The following is a 17173-nucleotide window of genomic DNA, read 5'->3' as shown; positions in this document are numbered from 1 at the left end:
CGCCAGGATCCAGCTATGATGGATCTGCGCAGTAACTTTCAAGCTATGAAACAGCTAAGGAGTGAATACGGCCTCCTATCCTGCATGAATCCAACATAGAACAGAATGCACGCGAAAATATGCTTCTATGGTGGATGAACTCCACGATAGCGCCCTCCCTAGCACTTGTCCGTGACGTCACTCCTCGGGGAATCAATTCATAAAACACCAGAAACCTCATAAATACTTCTTGTTGTACACCACAAAAGACCCGGTCGGGCGACAAGCTGCTTACATCCAGCTTGCCACCTTTCCGGGCCTCTTCTTCATGTTAACTCAATCTCCAGATACCAATGATACCGGCTTCCCGCTTCCACAATGGCTGCCGCTCCTTGCTTCATCGCGTAGGACAAGTCGTCCAAGAATCCGGTCGCGGGCTCCAGCGCAACGTGATATCCCCCTTGATATCCTCCGTAATTCGCCCAAACCGCAAGATACGGCACTTGTTCCACCGGAAAATACATCGTAAGCGACTCGCATGTGTTCGGATCGTGAAGACCCGCTCGCCCTTCCGGCAGCTCGCCTCGGAAATAATACTTCTCCGCCGTACCGGCATCAACCGATTCAACGCGGTCCAATCGAATCTCCGGCCGATCCTCGAATGGCATCAGCCAACTTCGCACATCGCCCATCCGTCCAAGCCTCTCCTGTTCGGAGTAAGAGACGACGATGTCGTCCAGCCCAGAGGGAACAATAATCTCCATCCCTTCATGGGCGGCGAACAACGGATGCGCTGCCCACAAGAACGAGAGCGGGAACGGGCTCGCGTTGGACACCGTGTAATCGATCCGCAAACGATGATCGTCGGTGAACGAATACGATTTGCTCAGCCGGTATGGCAGACGTACGCCATGCACATGGCAGCTGAATCGTTCGCCTTCGGCCTCCGCCTGCCATGGGATGGACCACACCTCGCCGTGGTCCGTCATTTCCGTCCCCTGCCAAGGGTGTTCAGGATAAGCGCAAGCGTTGATCGTCGGGAACATCTCGTCCCAACCACTGCCGTCGCTGTCCGCAAATGATGTCGCGTATCCCTTATTCCCGAGTGGACCCTCGGCTTCCGATAACCACTCTCTTCCTGTCCGGAGGTGCTTGAGCGATATCATTTTGCTGCCGAGTGCAGGTACGACCTTGATCTCTATCCAAGCATCGCGTCCAACCCATACGTCATGATCCGACAGCTGCTCACCTCGTTCCCAATGTATCATGCAGACATCTCCTCTCTACACCAGCGCCAGATGAATCATCGCGCCTTGATGGATCGGATCGAGTGCCAGCGCTTGCTGGAAGTTCTTCTTCGCTTCCTCTTGATTGCCGAGCCCCAGATGGCCGAGCCCTATCATATAATGACAATGGATACGGTTCTTCTTGTTCAAATCTTCTTCGAACACGAGAAAATCTGGCAGCGAGACGGCAAAATAGTCGATTTTCTGCTCGATGAATAGATGCTGCTCACCGAAGTCGATCAATTTGTTGAATCGGCTGCGCGCCGCTCTCTCATTCCCCAATTGCCGCCAAGCAACCCCTTGATAGAAAATCATGTGCGGCGGTTGGTCGTTATAATAAATCGCGCTCGTCGGCTCATCCAACCCTCTCGAAGCGAGCTCCAAATACTGCTGAGCGATATCTTGTTCTCCCAGCTGTTGATGCGCGAACCCTAAATAGTAATGAATATTGTTCTCCTGCGCACCTTCCAACTTGCCTTCGTTAATGTTCAGCGGATATTGCTTCGCCAGCAGCAATTGATCGATCGCCTCTTGGCTTCGTCCCTCTTGCAGCAGCTTCTTCGCCCATTCCACGCGGGCCGTAACATATTGAGCCGGAACTTTCCCTTCGCCGCCTTCCCATGGATGGAAATGCCGATTCAAGATCAGCCCGATCGCTTCCTCATGACGGCCCTGTAAATTGTAGAGCGTAATATATTCCAGATAGAGATCATCGCGCATTTGAACCAAGGCGATATACTTCTCCATCATACTTAGTCGCTGTTCTGGTGTATACGCAAGCTTCTTGTAGAGCTGATCCAGCTCATAATAGACGCGTGCATCCGCGGTATTCAACGTGAATGCTCTCTCCAACGATTCTAACGCAGCCGCCGCACTCCCTCGTTTGTTGAAGTAGGCAAGCGCAAGATTGCGATGCGCCGTAGCGAATTCATCATTCAGCTGTATGGACCGCTCCCAATAAGCAACGGCTTCCCCGTGACGCTTCTTGTCATAGAGCAAATTGCCGAGATAATACGGGGCCTTCGAATCGTTCTCACGTGCATTAGCTGCATGCTTCAGCATGATGTAATCCTGCACGGTGTTCGGGAAGCAATAGGTTGGATCCGACGCCTCAGCCTGCTGATAGAAAGCGTCACAATCATCGGCACGTCCAAGCTTCATGCTGTAGAACCCTTGGTAGTAGTGAATCATCGGGTACACGTGACCCGCCGAGCGTGAAGCAATACGATCGAGCACAGCAAGCGCGTCCACATATTGCCCAGCATCGGCGTAATCTTGTGCCAGCGCAATATAGCTATGGGCATTGCCTCGCATCAGTCCTTCCAACGCTTCGAAACATTTCGCCGCATTCACTGCATCGCCAGCCTGTTCATAGATCAGAATTCGTTCATTCCGAGATCCGAACTCGATCGGATCCAATGCGATGGTCTCCTCCGTATACTGTGCTGCTTCTTCGAGTCGGTTCAGCTTACGTAACACTAAGCTCCTCAGATTGCGGGCTTTATAGTTCCGCATTTGCATGCATAATGAACGCTCCAGCAATTCCAACGCTTCCTCATACGCCTCTTTCTCGCAGGCAATTTGCGCAAGTGCAAAGTATCCTGCCGCCTGCCACGCTGCCGACCACACCGATTTGTAGAATGCGCCAAAGGCTTCGTCAAGCCGCCCTTGCAGCTTGAGTGTTTTCCCGAGGTTATAGAAAGGCTCGCTGTCATACGGTCTGGCATTATGCCGCGTCAACGTCTCGATCGCCTTCCTAAAATAAGCTTCACTCTGTTCAAGCAGTCCTCGCCGTAATAGCAACTGGCCATAGGCGTTGTTGAGTCGAATATCTCCCGGGTCACGACGAAGCCCTTCCAGATAGTAGGCATCCGGCTCATACGTCGCATGACGATACTGCTCCAGATGCAGCCCTGCGAGATAGAGCGCTTCCGTATTGGTTAATTCCTCCGGTTCACCGATGGCCTTGGCCGGATCCGGCGTCTGTTCGACTTTCTTTGGCCTTGGCTGATACGAGATGAGTTCTCTTCCGCTTGCCGTGAATACCGCTAGCACGAGATCTTCCTCGCGATCTTCCGGATCCAACTCCACCGTGATGGTGAAGGTTGACGTCGGCGACAGAGTTATCGTCTTGTCAACGTACGTGACCCGTGCGCTGCTAAGCCGAACGTGCGCATCCTCGAAGACCGATGTCGCATAGGCATGAGCCGTGATCGACTGCCCCGCCACTTCCAAATTCACCGCAGCATCGATGGACGCATTCTTCACCATGCCAACGCGCTTGTAAGGCATGAAATATTGCTTGAAGCTCTTCTCTTCATACGGCTGAAGCCATGTGAAGTCCGGCTGATTATCGGTGTATACACCGGTCATCAATTCAATATACGGGCCGTCCTCGTCCGTCAAGTTGCGATCCCATGCCTGTCCGAACTCACCATTTCCCCAAGTCCATTGCTTTTTGCCCGGCGAGACATGCTTATTCGCAATGTGTAGAATGCCTGCCTCAAGACTGTGATCGTAACCGCCGACAAAATTGTAGTCGGAATGGTACGCCATGTACGAAGTCGGCACAGGGATGTTCGAATATTTGGAGATGTCGACCCCTTCGGAATAATCCATCTTATAGTACGTTCCCGTCGCTATCGGGAATTTCGATACGTCGCGTTTGCCATGATCAAATACCGCATGCACATCCGGCGGGAAGACCGATTGCGTATGATCATGAACAGCTACCGCAGGATTGGCCCACCAGAGGAAGGTCTGCGGCTCGGATGTGCGGTTGTACATTTGCGCGTGGATCTCAAGATACGCCTTGCCAGGATGCAGTGTAAATCCGGTCGTCACCTTCGTCCCGTACATCCGGTCGATTTCGCCGACCCATACCGTCTTGCTCCCGTCCGCATTCTCCTCGATGCGATATTCCACCGGACCGAACGTATTCGGGCGATGATGCTGCGGCCAGTTGAACTCGATGCCGCCCGAGATCCAAGGACCCGTCAGGCCGACCAATGCGGGCTTAATCACTTGGTTGTGATAGACGAAATCATATTGATTCGTCTTGTCGATCGCGCGGTAGACGCGGCCCCCAACTTGCGGCATGATCTGAATCTGAACGTATTCGTTCTCGAGGAACACCACTTGATACGGCTTCATCACTTTATCATCGTAAATTTTGTCGATGACCGGATTCGGATAGACCCGGCCCGAGCTCCCTTGATAGACCCGCTTCTCGAGGAACATCGGATTTTTGTCTGGCTCCCCTACTTCATACGTCGGGATGTCCACCGTCTCTTCCCATACTTTCACATGCTCGACTAACGTTGTCATGGTCTGTCAACCTCCTAAGATACTCGTTGTCTGTTGATACCCCCATCTTACGAGCTTCCGGCTGCGAACACCATTCACGATAACAGGATAATGATGGATTATATTATGATTTTATACTCGTTATCCGAATTGACATTCCGGATAGGAATAAGCATAGTAGAAGCATGGATACGATCAAAAAACAAGACGGCTTCCAGTCGCAAAAATTAATCGTTCTGCCGGAACATATTCTGGCGGAATATGCAGCGCATCCGCTGATCCGGTCGCTGTATATCACTGACATCGGCTACTTCCCACAAGCGCTGCATCACTATCGCGAGCGTCCCGAAGGCAGCCCATCCTACATTGTCATGTATTGCATCGCTGGTGAAGGCTGGGTTCGGTTCAATCAGAATAAACTGCATCCCATGCATAAAGGATCGATCGTCGTCATTCCGGCGAATACGCCCCATGCCTACGGGTCATCCGAATCCCATCCATGGACTATTTATTGGTTTCATCTGCGTGGCGAGCATGCGCCTGCGTTCTTCGATGGAATCGATCCATTCTCAGCGCCATCGCAAGTTTCGGTCGAGAAATCGACGCAAATCATTGCGCTATTCCATGAATCCTATGAACTGCTAGAGAAAGGATACTCGTTAAATCATATTATTTATGTCTCGCAATTGGCCTGCCATCTCGCTGCAATTATTCGCTTCTCACAGCAGCAGCTGAGAGTCCCGAAGTCACGGCAGAACCAACAAGATATGGAGGAATCCCTGCGATATATGAGCGCGCATATCGAGCAGCAGATTACGCTGCAAGAGCTGGCAGAGCAAGCGAAGCTGTCTGTGCCTCATTATTCGGTACGGTTCAAGGAAGCGACGGGCTACTCGCCCATCGATTACTTTCTGCGGCTCAAGATCCAGCGGGCGTGCCAATATCTTGATCTGACAGATCAGAGCATCAAGGAAATCAGCCATCAGCTCAGCTTCCAGGACCCTTACTACTTCTCTCGCATTTTCAAAAAAATAATAGGGAAGTCCCCTTCCACATACCGAGATACGCGGAAGGGATAACTTCCCTAACGAAGAAAAAATCTATGATAATTCCAGCTTAGACTCGCTGTATACGGTACATCAGACTATCGAAATCGCCGCGCAGTGGCAGCTCGATGCCAATATTCATCAGCGCCCGGCCCGTCCATGTGGCTTCGAGCTGATCGATCCGGTAGGATTGATCGGCTTGCAGCCCTTGCAGGCGAAGACGCGGCAGCGGTTCTCCGAGACGCTGGGAATGCAGGAACCCGAAGAGGACGCTCTCCGAGCCGTCCAGGCTCACGTATTGCACAGCCGTAACGCCTTGTTGCTTCAACGCCGGCAGCCGATATTGCTGCCCGTATTGAATGACCGGACGAATGTCTTTGTACTGCTGTACGAAAGCAGCCGATTGCTCAATCAGCTCATCGCTCCATTCGTTCAGGTTCGAGCCGATTCCGAGTGTCCCCATCATGGCGCTATGGAACCGATACGCCAGCGAAGTCACTCGCTTATTCATGCCGCTCGGAGATTCCGTCACCCAACAAGTCATGAGTTTCGGTGGATACACATACGAGAATCCTTCCTGAATGCTCAGACGATCGAATGCATCTGTGTTATCGCTCGGCCATGATTGATCCGCATAACGCAGGATACCTAGGTCAATGCGCGAGCCCCCGCCAGCGCATGTCTCAAAGGCAACATGCGGGAACCTCTCGCGTAGTTCCGCCCAGATCTCATAGAGCGTCTGCGTATGACGAATCCATACTTCCTTCTGCCGGTAGATCGGATGATCCTTCATGCCCGGCTCCGTAATCGTACGGTTCATATCCCATTTAATGAACGTAATATCATGCTTCGATAACAAATCAATCATGAACGTTAGAATATACTGTTTCACTTCCGGCTTCGAGATATTGAGCAGCAGCTGATTGCGCAGCTCCGTCCGGCCTCGTGTTGGGAAGTGATACACCCAATCCGGATGCTGACGATACAGCTCGCTGTCCGGATTGACGGACTCCGGCTCAACCCAGATCCCGAATTTCATACCGAGCGCATGCACCTTATCGATCAGTTCATTCAATCCGTTCGGGAACTTCTCCTGATTCACGAACCAATCTCCGAGCCCCGCACGATCATGGTTCCGTGCGCCGAACCAGCCATCATCGACGACGAATAACTCTACGCCTAGCTTCGCTGCACGTTCAGCTAGCGCCATCTGATCCTTCGCATTCACATCGAAATAAGTCGCTTCCCAAGAGTTATACAATACCTTCCGCGGCTCTTGGCTCGGAATAATATATTGGTATTGATAATGATGGAGATGCCGGCTCATCTCGCCGAATCCGCCTTCCGTATACCCGCCGACGAACATCGGCGTTTCGAAGCTCTCCCCCGGACCAAGCATCCATTCACTATCAAAATCATTGATTCCGCCGGTTACCCGAACTTGGTTGAATGATGATTTCTCCGCGGTGATCTTCCAGTTGCCGCTCCATGCCAGCGCACCGAACCAGACTTTTCCTCGTTCTTCCGTTGCTTGTCCGCCATCTACGGCGAACCATGGATTCGCATGGCCGTCCGTGAAGCCTCTGCGGGATTCAAGTACCTTTTTCCCTTCCGATAAGACGGTATTGCGTAATTGGAATTCTCCCGACCATTTACCCGTGACATGCGTTAACCGATAATCGGGTAAAGTCGGAAGGCTCCACGCCGCAGATTGTATGCTCTCTAGGACGATGTCATGCTCACCCGTATTGACGATGCGCGCAGAACGCTCGATAAGATCAAATTCCGGGATAACCGCATACGTCAAATGCACCTCAAGTGGATAGACGCGGTCCTTCATCGTCAGGATCAACGTTTCTTTGCCATCCTGCTGTACAATCTGATGTCCGGCATAATCCATGCAAAGGTCGCGTACGCCATCGGGCCAGTTCACCTTCAAGGAAGGCTCGCTGTAGACGAGTCCTCCCCAGAAGTTGTATTCTTCGATCTCCCGTTCCAGCTCCATATCAAAGGAGCTATGGAACCGGTTCGTAAGCAATGGAATGCAATCATCCACGTCTACAGGTGCGCCCCAATACATATGCTGCAGAATTCCTTTCGCGTTGATGCCGAATACATAAGAAGATCCTTGGGTCTGAATTGCGAAAATGCGATGCTGTTCTTGATATTGAATCACTAGCTATCCACCTGCTCTCCATGATTTCGTGATGTCACTTTACTTCCACAATTCCACTCGCGCCTGATAGTTCTCGTTATAGACCTTCTCAAGCTTTGCAAGTCCTGCGGCTTCTACTTCCTTCATCATCTGGTTGTACATATCCGTGACTTGCTGTTCTGTCGGCGCGAGCGCCATTTTGAGATAATACTTGTTGATCGTCTCGCCCACCTTCTGCTCCATGATCGCTTCCGGCGTACCGCCTGCAGGACCCAGATTGTCGTAAGGCGCCGTATCGTAAGCCGTATCCGCCAAGTTCTTGATCGCTAGATCCGTCGTTGGATCCGATTTGTAGCGTCCGATCAGATCGTAAGGCGTGCCGTCCGAACCTGGACCGTTCTTGATCATCCATGTCCATTTGCGAATGCCTGTCGTCTTGGAAGCTTCATTCCAATCCTTCGTAAACGCATCAGCACTTCTTGGCGTGGAACGTGCTTCCCATCCTTCATGTCCCAATCTTTTGCTCCAGCGTCGGGATCGTAGAAGACTCATGCCGAATCGTCCAATGAATGCCCCGGCCGAATGCATCTTCAATCACCTGATCGCCCAAGCATATATGCCACGCTCCAAGTCGACCTTAATCCAAATACGTCCGTTATCCGCAACATAAGCATCGGCTGCTTCACTGCTCCATCGTACGGTTTGTTCCTTGCTGCATTTCATGCGATTGTCTACCTCCTTATGTAGCTAGATTAGCCCTACCTACGATCAGTATAAGGGAGACCTCACGTTCACTCCATGCAACAATGTCCCGATGGATAACGCAATGTGCCGAAGTTTCAGCCGGCATGAAAAAAGTTGGCATGAACAGGACTTCCTCCCTTTATGCCAGCTTATTTTTCTCTGCTACTCCACTTCCTCGATCACAAACCATGTATAGGATTTCGCCGCGACCTTCACCTGGACTTGAATGCGATATGCTCGGTCCAAGGCGTAGACCGCACCCTCGCCGCCCTGCTCTCGCACGCAGGCAAGCTCCGTCAATCCCGTATAGTACAGCGGCAGCTCGATCGTCTGGCTCACCTCTTGATCAAGCGGGTTATAGACGAACGCCATGCCCTTCTGCTCAAGCGCCGGATTCACATGCAGCATGATATCAATGTCGCGGCCAGACGGTCTTCGCACGTGAATGATGTCCGATTCGAGAATCGCACGATATTGCTTGTAGAAATCGACCCAATGCTTGACAACCTGCTTTGTCTCTTCGGTATCGTATAAGCGGAAGCCGCGGTAACTCGCCTGTACCCCTGCAGTGAAGTTGTTCATCATATGGGCGCTGTAGTCGTCCAGATGCTCGGATAGCGGCTCCAAGGTCGACTCTGGTCCACCGCCATGGTATTCCGTGAGCGGCACGAACATCCAGCCCATACTCGGCGTCTTCTCCCACGTGCCATCGTAAATGTTCTGACGCGCCAGCACGATCTGTCTTTCTCTTGGCAGCGCCCAGTTCACTTCACGGTAGCCCATCCCCGCCTTGTTCGACCCGGTCAAGAAGTACCAGTCCGGTACATTCAGGTACACGCCGCGGCTTCGGCACCACTGATAGAACTGCGAAATCCGCGTCCATTGCTTCCACTGGGAGTCTTCGCGTCCGTGATGTCCCGGATGTTCGGTCGATTCGCAAATATCCCCTGGATACGATCCGTCATGCTCCAGAATATCGAAGCCCGTCTGCTCGAAGAACGTCTCCAGTTTGCGGAAATAATCCTGTCCCCACTTGCTCTCGAGACATGGAGAATGCACATAGTACGCTCCGTTCGGATTGACGACATCGTGTTCCGGACTAATGGAACGGCTTGCGAGCAAAGAGTAGCCTCCAATGGCGATCCCGCGGCAGTGCGCATAATCGGCAAGTTCACGCAGGCCTGCGATATACGCCGGATCTTCATTCTCCATATCGAGCCCGCTGCCGAAGGACAGAATCACCATCTCGAACCCGACTTCCGCACATTGGTCGATCGCCTCGAGAATCACCACGGGATCCATGCTCTTCACATGCAGATAGATCGGGTTCTCCATCGTCCAAGGTGCCAAGATGCGGTACATCTGTCGCTGCGCAAGCCCTTTACGCTCCCGATCCGTACTATCCTGAATCAGCTCGAACGTCCGGAACGTCTCGAACCTTTCGCCAACTTCAATCCAGGCATCCGGACCGATCGGCGGCCTGCTCTCAAGCAGCGCTGGCGTCTGGCAGTCATAGTTGATCTGCGTCGTATACTGCGGATCCGTCACCCAGTACGTCGTCCGATTCGCCTTGCGCTGTGCCATGCCTTGGAACGCATAGTCGCTCTCGACATGCAGATTCGGGTATTCCCAGCGGTCCGGCGTCTCCACCGGCGAATCCCACTCTACCACAGCCAGCATCTCACTCTTGAAGGTGTCCAGCTTCACGCGCTCGCCGCTGCCATTATGAATCGAGAGCCATTTGCCCATGAGGGGAATGCCGTCATACATTTCATAATGAACGGTCACTCGGAGCCCCGCGTACTTCGCTTCCGAAGATGCGAAATGCAAATCCAGCGCCGCGCCAGGCGGCGGCCAGGCGGCTTTCTGCGAAGAATAGGAAACCCGCTTCCACGCGAACCGCTCTTTCGTCACGCCGACCTCGTAGCTTGTAAATTGAAACGCATTCGGGTCCGCCGTTAAGCCATCCACCCATTCCTTCTGCAAATACGCATAGTCCGGCTGTCCGACGAGACCGCCTACGGATATTTCCGTGCCATTCAACCACAGCATGGCCTCTGGTTTCACGCCGCGAATAAGCGTCTCCTGCGTCATCAAGTTGTCGAATGCGACCGTCGCCGCGTTGGGTGTAAGACGCCATGTGCGGCGAATGAGACCATTCGTCATGATGAGTTCATGCTCATGCTCTCCTTGATAGACCTCAGCTTGATACGGCGCCGGATTCACGAGCCAATCCTCGGTTACCGGACCCTGAACGGGCAATTTCGGGCAAATCGCATTCCACTGTGTACTCGACATCGTGATTCATCCCTTCTCCTGAGTAATGTCAATCGTCAGTTGATCAAGGATCGCACCTTGATCATTGTCTTGCATCCTAATCGCCAAGTAAGCATCCCTCATCTGTTGCGTACTGAATTCTACGCAGGCCTGATGTTTTCCTTGGTGCAACATGATATTTGTGGGATCAATCCTCGAATTGTCGCTAATGAAAGGCCCCCACACCTGGACACTTTTTTAAGTATCCAGGCGATAGGGACCCGGTTTATCAAATCTTCTTTTTTATTGGGAAACTTCATTCGGACAATGCATTTGTCGCCTTCCAACGATTACTTCTTCGCATTCGCCCCAAGTCGTCACTTTGACGCTGACCAAAGGCTTCGGATCGCCTTCGAACTTGCAGCTGAAAGATAGCTGTTGCCCACCCGTCCGCAAGATTGGGGCATCGGCAGAAGCCGCTACAGTTTTCAGTAGATTCCAGTTCTGATCGTAAACTTTGCCGCTGTTGCTGCTATCGCATACAAGATATTGGTTCGCGAAGACTTCCGTATCGAATGTCATATATTCGCCGTTCGTATAGAACGTAGGTCGAATAATAGAAGCTTCATCGTTCCCATACGATGGAATGACACGAAGCGTGAACTTTAGGGATTGAGCCGCATGTCGGTTAAAATATGACCAGTCCGCCCCCCCTGGTTGACCGGGTTGCAGTTCCGCCGGATTACATACGAGTGGCTTCGAAAGATGAACCGGATATAATCTCCAATCGTCCTCACCGACAGCTTCCAAATGCCAATCGCCTTTCGGATTCTTCAGCCGTTCCCGCTGTTCTGCTGTGAACGCGCCCACTTGTCTCGCTCTCTCCCACTCGCGCACCGCCGCAAATAACGATGAAATGTTGCCGTTACGCTGTAACACAGCCATATCGGCTACGATTGCAAAGCCTGCCTTAAATCCTGCTGCCTTGGATAATACCCATTCGATTTCGTCGAGCGCTGTCGCTTCGAACTGATCCGAGGCCGAGCGAACAAGGAACCAGCCCAGCATCGACGGAATGAAGTTCCTCGCGAAATATCGTTGGTTCGTAAGCCGCCATTCGAGCTGCCCCTCCCGTGTTGCAGCCCCCCAAGGCTCGCCCCAATTAAATCTTGTGAATACATGCCACAAATAGTTCGGAACGACAATGCTCGCATCATTAATGACTTCCTCGCCCCAGCCGTCATAACACATTTTCACAAATCGATTCACGCCGTAATCATCATGTCCTGTTGCATAGCAGCCTTCCAGACCATCGAAAGATATTTGCTTCAACCCTGTTTTCGTGAACAGCTCGCTGATCCGTGTGCAATATTCGTCTTGCAGTTCGATGTTCGGGAAGAATACATCGTACGGATGATCCCACAGCCGACCTATTGTAGTACCTGCTTCATGCACTGCAACAGTTGTGCCATTGGCACCCCGCTTAACGCCAGTCAGTCTCCAAGGCGCACTGTCTGTCACAGCGTGATATTCAATGTGCTCACTTCCGAGTTGTGCCGTCTGTCGGAACAATTTCGCCTGAAACGGTGCCGGGTCGTCGACCTCAATCCAATCTGCATCTAATTCCACGGTTGCAACTAACCGCGACGTGCCCGCCAATTGCAATCTTTCGTCCGGCGTTGGCGTTACATACGCATCATTTCGAGTCGTAAAGTTCGTCAGGGTATGAATGCCGACATGAACGCCCTCGCTTTCCGCCAAGGCGACAGCTGACTTTAATCCTTCGTCTCCATTCGGGAAGCTCTTCGGTTTTAGTGTGAAATGTCCCCACGTGCTGAATGGATCGGGATGATACACATATTTTAGACCGGCCATTTTGGTATAACGTACTGCTTCGACGATCGTAGTTTCGGAGAAATCCGTAATCAAATAGGATTGATTCGCTGCAGGGGATACTTTGCCCCATTTTCCTTCGATCATCGGGTGAGGCAACCCTTCCCCAAGCTCAATTGCTTCGATTGTCTCAAGTACTTGCTGAACTTCGCAGCCGAATAAGGCAATGCGTGATCCAACGATTGCAGCATCTTCCCCGCGTATGGATGCGACATCCACAAGCGGTAAGTTCCATGCGGGACGACGTGCGCTTGTCGACCGATTTCGAGCATAGCCTTGCAGCATGCTTCCATCACTCGTCGGCCACGCTGCGCAGACATGATATTCGAACTTATTGTCCGATACTTGATGGTTGTCAGGATCAGGTTTATTGTTCCGGTTATCCGAATAACTCTGCTGCACACCCTCCAATCGATCAAGCTCGATCGGCCAGCCGCCAATCGTCTTAATGTTCAAAGCCTGAAGACCAATCGCGAACTGTCCGTTATGCACGACGCCAACCGATTCGCCGATCGAATCCGTAACTGTCGTCAGGTAAGGCCCCCACAGGATCGCGTCCACTTGATCACCTGTAATCCTTTGGATCTCAAAGGTCGCATACTGTGACCTTTCCTCCACGAGCACATCGACAATCGTACCGCTTTCAGTAAATTCGAAAGTGAATAGACACTCTGTCGGATGATACGATACTTTCGCAGGTGCTTCCACTCGCCCTTCATGAACCGTGTGAATAAGTGCGCTCGTATATGTTGACGATGCATAATGATGATTGCTGCTATCATTCAAATCGATGATTTGACCTTTTTCGTTCAAGTGTATCGTCAAAGCTCCAGCTTGAATCATGTACATAGCTGTTCCATCCCCCAATCCCTGCGATCCATACCTATGATTACTTTTTCAAATTTTCATCATAAACTTTTTGTGCTTCGTCTATCACTTTATCTCCACCCATTTTTCTCCATTCATCTACAAAACTATCAAATTCGCTCAGAGGCTTGCGACCCGTAATAAAATCGATAAACGTCTGCAGCGTATACTGATTCAACTTATCTTGTGTTTCATTGTAGATTGGCTTGTTGAATGGTGCTAAAATATCAATATTTCTCGTCCCCTTAGCACGGGTATCTTTCGCTAATTGACGCATGTTTTCATCGGATGTATAAGCTGTTTGGAAATCGTAATCATTGAACGATCCAGCCATCGAGAAACTTCCAATCCCAATTTTTTTGCGTTCCTTCTCGTCGGTATACGGCGGGATGAATTCAATCGTTCCTTTCTCGCTCTTATTCCAGTGAACGCCTTTCTCTCCAAAGTTCATTTTTTCATAGATTTCCGGATCGAATTGCGTCGCTTCGAAGATTTGCATGTATTTGATCATTTTGTCATGATCATTTTCCAGCTGCTTGCCGAACATGACGCCAGAAGCATAGGCTGGGTTGTATTGCGATATGCCGTATTTGCCATCCGGCCCCTTTATGCCGCCTACGGTTGCAAAGTTAAAGCCTGGATGCTTCTTCGCCAACTTGTCGTACCACTGTTCTCCACCTAGGAATGCATTCCCCGGTAAAAATGACCACCAGTAAAACTCAACAGCTCCGATTTTATCTGTAAGGACTTTATCTTCCACGTTCGAGCCCTTATTGACGACAAACTCAGGGTCAATCAATTCGTTTTTATACCAACGGTTTAAAACCTCAAGCGCTTGCTTCGCGCCTGGTTCAATTTCCCCACGAACGACTTTACCATCTTTCTCGCGGAATATATTCGGATAGGCGTCGAATGCACCAAAGACAGAGCTGAACAAGCTTTCGATATTTTCGCCCGCTGCAGTCATGCCATACGTATCTTTCTGGCCATTCCCGTCAGGATCATCGTTTCGGAATTTCGTCAGAGCAGCTTCCATCTCTTCTAGCGTTTCCGGCGTTTTCGTAATCCCTACTTTTTTCAACCAATCTTCCCGGAACGCGAGCTGAATCCCATCGATCCCTATATCCCAGATCACAGGTAATCCGTAAATTTTTCCATCTCTTCTTATATACTTAAAGGGGTCATCGCCAAGAAAGCGTTTGAGCCATGCCATATATTTCGGCATATTCTGTTCAATTAACGCTTGCGGAATTTCTGCTGCAACGCCTTGTTCGAGGAATTTATCATATTCGGTGAACGACGGCTCTTTCCACCAATCCGGAATCTCACCCGAGGAAATGAGAAGGTTCAACTTCTCTTTCATAGCTTCCCTAGAGGTTGCGGTAAAATCCAGATCAACATTGAACTTCTTTTTTATGGCATCTAGACCGACCGAATGATCCGTTTGATTTTCATCCAAATTCCAGAACGTCAATTTCATTTTGGATTGTGGTGCGTCTCCGTTCCCTTCCGATTGTTTCTTCTCATTCTCGGATGATGCACATCCCGCCAAGACTGACGTCAACATGACTGCCGATAACAAACCAGACATTACGCGCTTTTTCAACATTCGACCATCCCTCTCTAATTTGAAATGAAAATAGGGGTTTACCCTTTTACTGCACCCACCATAACGCCTTTGACAAAATACTTCTGAATGAACGGATAGACGATGAGCATCGGTATAATCGAGAACATGACCACTGTAGCCTGCAGCTGTCTTCCTGAAAACTCCGTTGTTTTTCCGATATTTTGAATGACGCTGTTGATGTCCGCCATGCTGTTCTGAATAATAATTTTCCGCAATACAATTTGCAGCACTTGTTTATTCGGATCTGAAATGTAGATCAAGCTGTCAAACCATGCATTCCAGTGACCTACGCCTACCCATAAGGCAATCGTCGCAAGCACCGGCTTCGAGATCGGGATGACGATCTGCGTAAATATTCGCACATAACCTGCCCCATCCACCCGAGCCGAGTCTTCCAGTTCTTCAGGAATCGACCGGAAGAAGTTGCGCATAATCAACACGTTAAACGCACTAATCATCCCTGGAATAACAAGCGACCAAATCGTATTCAGCAATTGCAGTTCTTTGATTAGCAAGTAGGAAGGAATCGTGCCCCCGGCAAATAACATCGTGAACAAAACGAAGCTTGTAAACGTTCGATTGAAGGGCAAATCTCTTTTAGCTAACGGGTAAGCCGTAATCGATGTGAAAAATATAGACAGGATAACACCGAGCATTGTCCGCAGAATCGTATTCCAATATCCGAGCCAGAGCGCATCGAACTTGAAAGCCAACTTATAGCTCTCGAACGAGAACTGCGTCGGGAGCAATATGATCCCTGATGAATAGGCAGCACTGTCAGCTCCTCCACCGTCTAATGAAATAATGACCTGCGTCCAGAAGGGGTACAACGTGATCACGACAATACCTAGCAGAATGAGATATAGAAAGCCATCGATAATTTTGTCACCCGTTGATTTTTTTACGTTAATCATCTTCTCACTCCTTCGTCCAACCAGGCCAAGCTACCATATGGCATGCTCCTTGCCGCCAATCCATTTGACCGTCTGATTCACAATCACGATCAGGATCAATGCTACCACGGATTTGAACAACCCAACGGCCGTCGCATAACTATAGTTCATCTCAATTAAGCCTTTACGGTACACATAGGTATCGATAATATCCGAGACATTATAGACTTTGACATTATACATATTGAAGATTTGATCGAATCCCGCATCCAGTATACCGGACATGGATAAAATCAACATAATCGCGATAACGGGGGCAAGCATCGGGATCGATATATAGACCATCCGTTTGAACCGGCTTGCTCCGTCAAGTACTGCCGCTTCGTACAACTGTGGATCAATGCTCGAAATGGCTGCGAAGTAGATAATCGAACCCCAACCAAAGCCTTGGAAAATACTCGTCACCACCAGGATGGTTCGGAAGTATCGATCGTCCGCCAAGAATAACATCGGATCGCCGCCAAACATTTTGACAATGCCGTTGATCGGACCATCTAGTGAAAATAAGGTAAAGAAAATCCCCGCCAGGACAACCCACGATATAAAATGCGGTAAATACGATACCGTCTGTACCATCTTCTTAAATTTCACATTGGAAATTTCACTCAGCAACAACGCGAAAATGATGGGTACTGGAAAACCAAACACTAGCTTGTATAAACTGATAATAATCGTATTTTTCAATACCGTAAAAAAGTAGGTGTCGTTCATAATCTTCTCGAAATGACGAAGCCCTGCCCAAGGACTACCTAAAATGCCCTCTGTAATTTTAAAATCTTTGAATGCCAACAGCACGCCATACATCGGGAGATAATGAAAAATAATGTAGTAGATCATCGCTGGTATTAACATGATCAACAACACACGGTACTGCTTGATCTTCTTTTTCTTTTCTACGCTACGTGCACGTCTCGAGCTCATTGACACCATTTGGTTGTTCATCGCCCCATTCTCCTCCTTTCTGTAAGCGCTTCCTTATTGACAATCAAACTATATCATAGAGAACTTACTATTTAATTATCAAATATTTTAGAAATGATTCAGTTTTTTACGAAGTT

General features: G+C 50.1%; 12 protein-coding genes. 1 reads left to right on the top strand and 11 read right to left on the bottom strand.

Annotated elements, in window-relative coordinates:
- Positions 1-305: 305 nt before the first annotated feature.
- Positions 306-1247 carry an aldose epimerase family protein gene (locus tag GCU39_RS01630; protein WP_152391907.1) on the bottom strand — a complete coding sequence of 314 codons (942 nt, stop codon included), beginning with the start codon at positions 1245-1247 and terminating at the stop codon, positions 306-308.
- Between the two features lie 15 nt (positions 1248-1262).
- On the bottom strand, positions 1263-4592 hold the full coding sequence (locus GCU39_RS01625; protein WP_152391906.1) for a DUF5107 domain-containing protein: 3330 nt from the start codon (positions 4590-4592) through the stop codon (positions 1263-1265).
- 164 nt (positions 4593-4756) lie between these two features.
- On the opposite strand from GCU39_RS01625, the gene GCU39_RS01620 reads away from it, so the two are divergent.
- Entirely contained in the window at positions 4757-5650 is an 894-nt protein-coding gene (locus GCU39_RS01620) for an AraC family transcriptional regulator (protein WP_152391905.1), read from the top strand.
- 37 nt (positions 5651-5687) lie between these two features.
- Here the strand turns inward: GCU39_RS01620 and GCU39_RS01615 are convergent, their stop codons facing one another.
- The 9 genes from GCU39_RS01615 to GCU39_RS01585 all read right to left on the bottom strand — a co-directional run bounded on the left by GCU39_RS01615 (position 5688) and on the right by GCU39_RS01585 (position 17036).
- Positions 5688-7793 carry an alpha-galactosidase gene (locus GCU39_RS01615; protein WP_152391904.1) on the bottom strand — a complete coding sequence of 702 codons (2106 nt, stop codon included), beginning with the start codon at positions 7791-7793 and terminating at the stop codon, positions 5688-5690.
- Between the two features lie 39 nt (positions 7794-7832).
- The gene (locus tag GCU39_RS01610; protein ID WP_227793405.1) at positions 7833-8324 is read right to left on the bottom strand and encodes a type 2 periplasmic-binding domain-containing protein; all 492 of its coding nucleotides are present in this window, start codon (positions 8322-8324) and stop codon (positions 7833-7835) included.
- A gap of 42 nt (positions 8325-8366) precedes the next feature.
- The gene (locus GCU39_RS32180) at positions 8367-8495 is read right to left on the bottom strand and encodes a hypothetical protein (RefSeq protein ID WP_265333438.1); all 129 of its coding nucleotides are present in this window, start codon (positions 8493-8495) and stop codon (positions 8367-8369) included.
- 183 nt (positions 8496-8678) lie between these two features.
- Positions 8679-10814, bottom strand: a complete 2136-nt coding sequence (locus GCU39_RS01605) for an alpha-galactosidase (RefSeq protein ID WP_152391903.1) — start codon at positions 10812-10814, stop codon at positions 8679-8681.
- 6 nt (positions 10815-10820) lie between these two features.
- Complete coding sequence (locus GCU39_RS31320) at positions 10821-10967, bottom strand: hypothetical protein (protein ID WP_193726726.1); 147 nt, start codon at positions 10965-10967, stop codon at positions 10821-10823.
- A 108-nt stretch (positions 10968-11075) separates the two neighbouring features.
- Positions 11076-13508, bottom strand: coding sequence for a hypothetical protein (locus tag GCU39_RS01600; protein WP_193726725.1), 2433 nt, complete (start codon positions 13506-13508; stop codon positions 11076-11078).
- 46 nt (positions 13509-13554) lie between these two features.
- On the bottom strand, positions 13555-15141 hold the full coding sequence (locus tag GCU39_RS01595) for an extracellular solute-binding protein (RefSeq protein ID WP_152391901.1): 1587 nt from the start codon (positions 15139-15141) through the stop codon (positions 13555-13557).
- 38 nt (positions 15142-15179) lie between these two features.
- Positions 15180-16076: a carbohydrate ABC transporter permease gene (locus GCU39_RS01590; RefSeq protein WP_152391900.1), complete on the bottom strand. Its 897-nt coding sequence runs from the start codon at positions 16074-16076 to the stop codon at positions 15180-15182.
- Positions 16077-16106: 30 nt separating this feature from the next.
- Positions 16107-17036, bottom strand: a complete 930-nt coding sequence (locus tag GCU39_RS01585) for an ABC transporter permease (protein WP_227793404.1) — start codon at positions 17034-17036, stop codon at positions 16107-16109.
- Between the last annotated feature and the right edge of the window lie 137 nt (positions 17037-17173).

The organism is Paenibacillus guangzhouensis (assembly GCF_009363075.1).
GTDB classification, from domain to species: domain Bacteria; phylum Bacillota; class Bacilli; order Paenibacillales; family Paenibacillaceae; genus Paenibacillus_K; species Paenibacillus_K guangzhouensis.
This window is presented reverse-complemented; position numbering and strand designations above follow the sequence as displayed.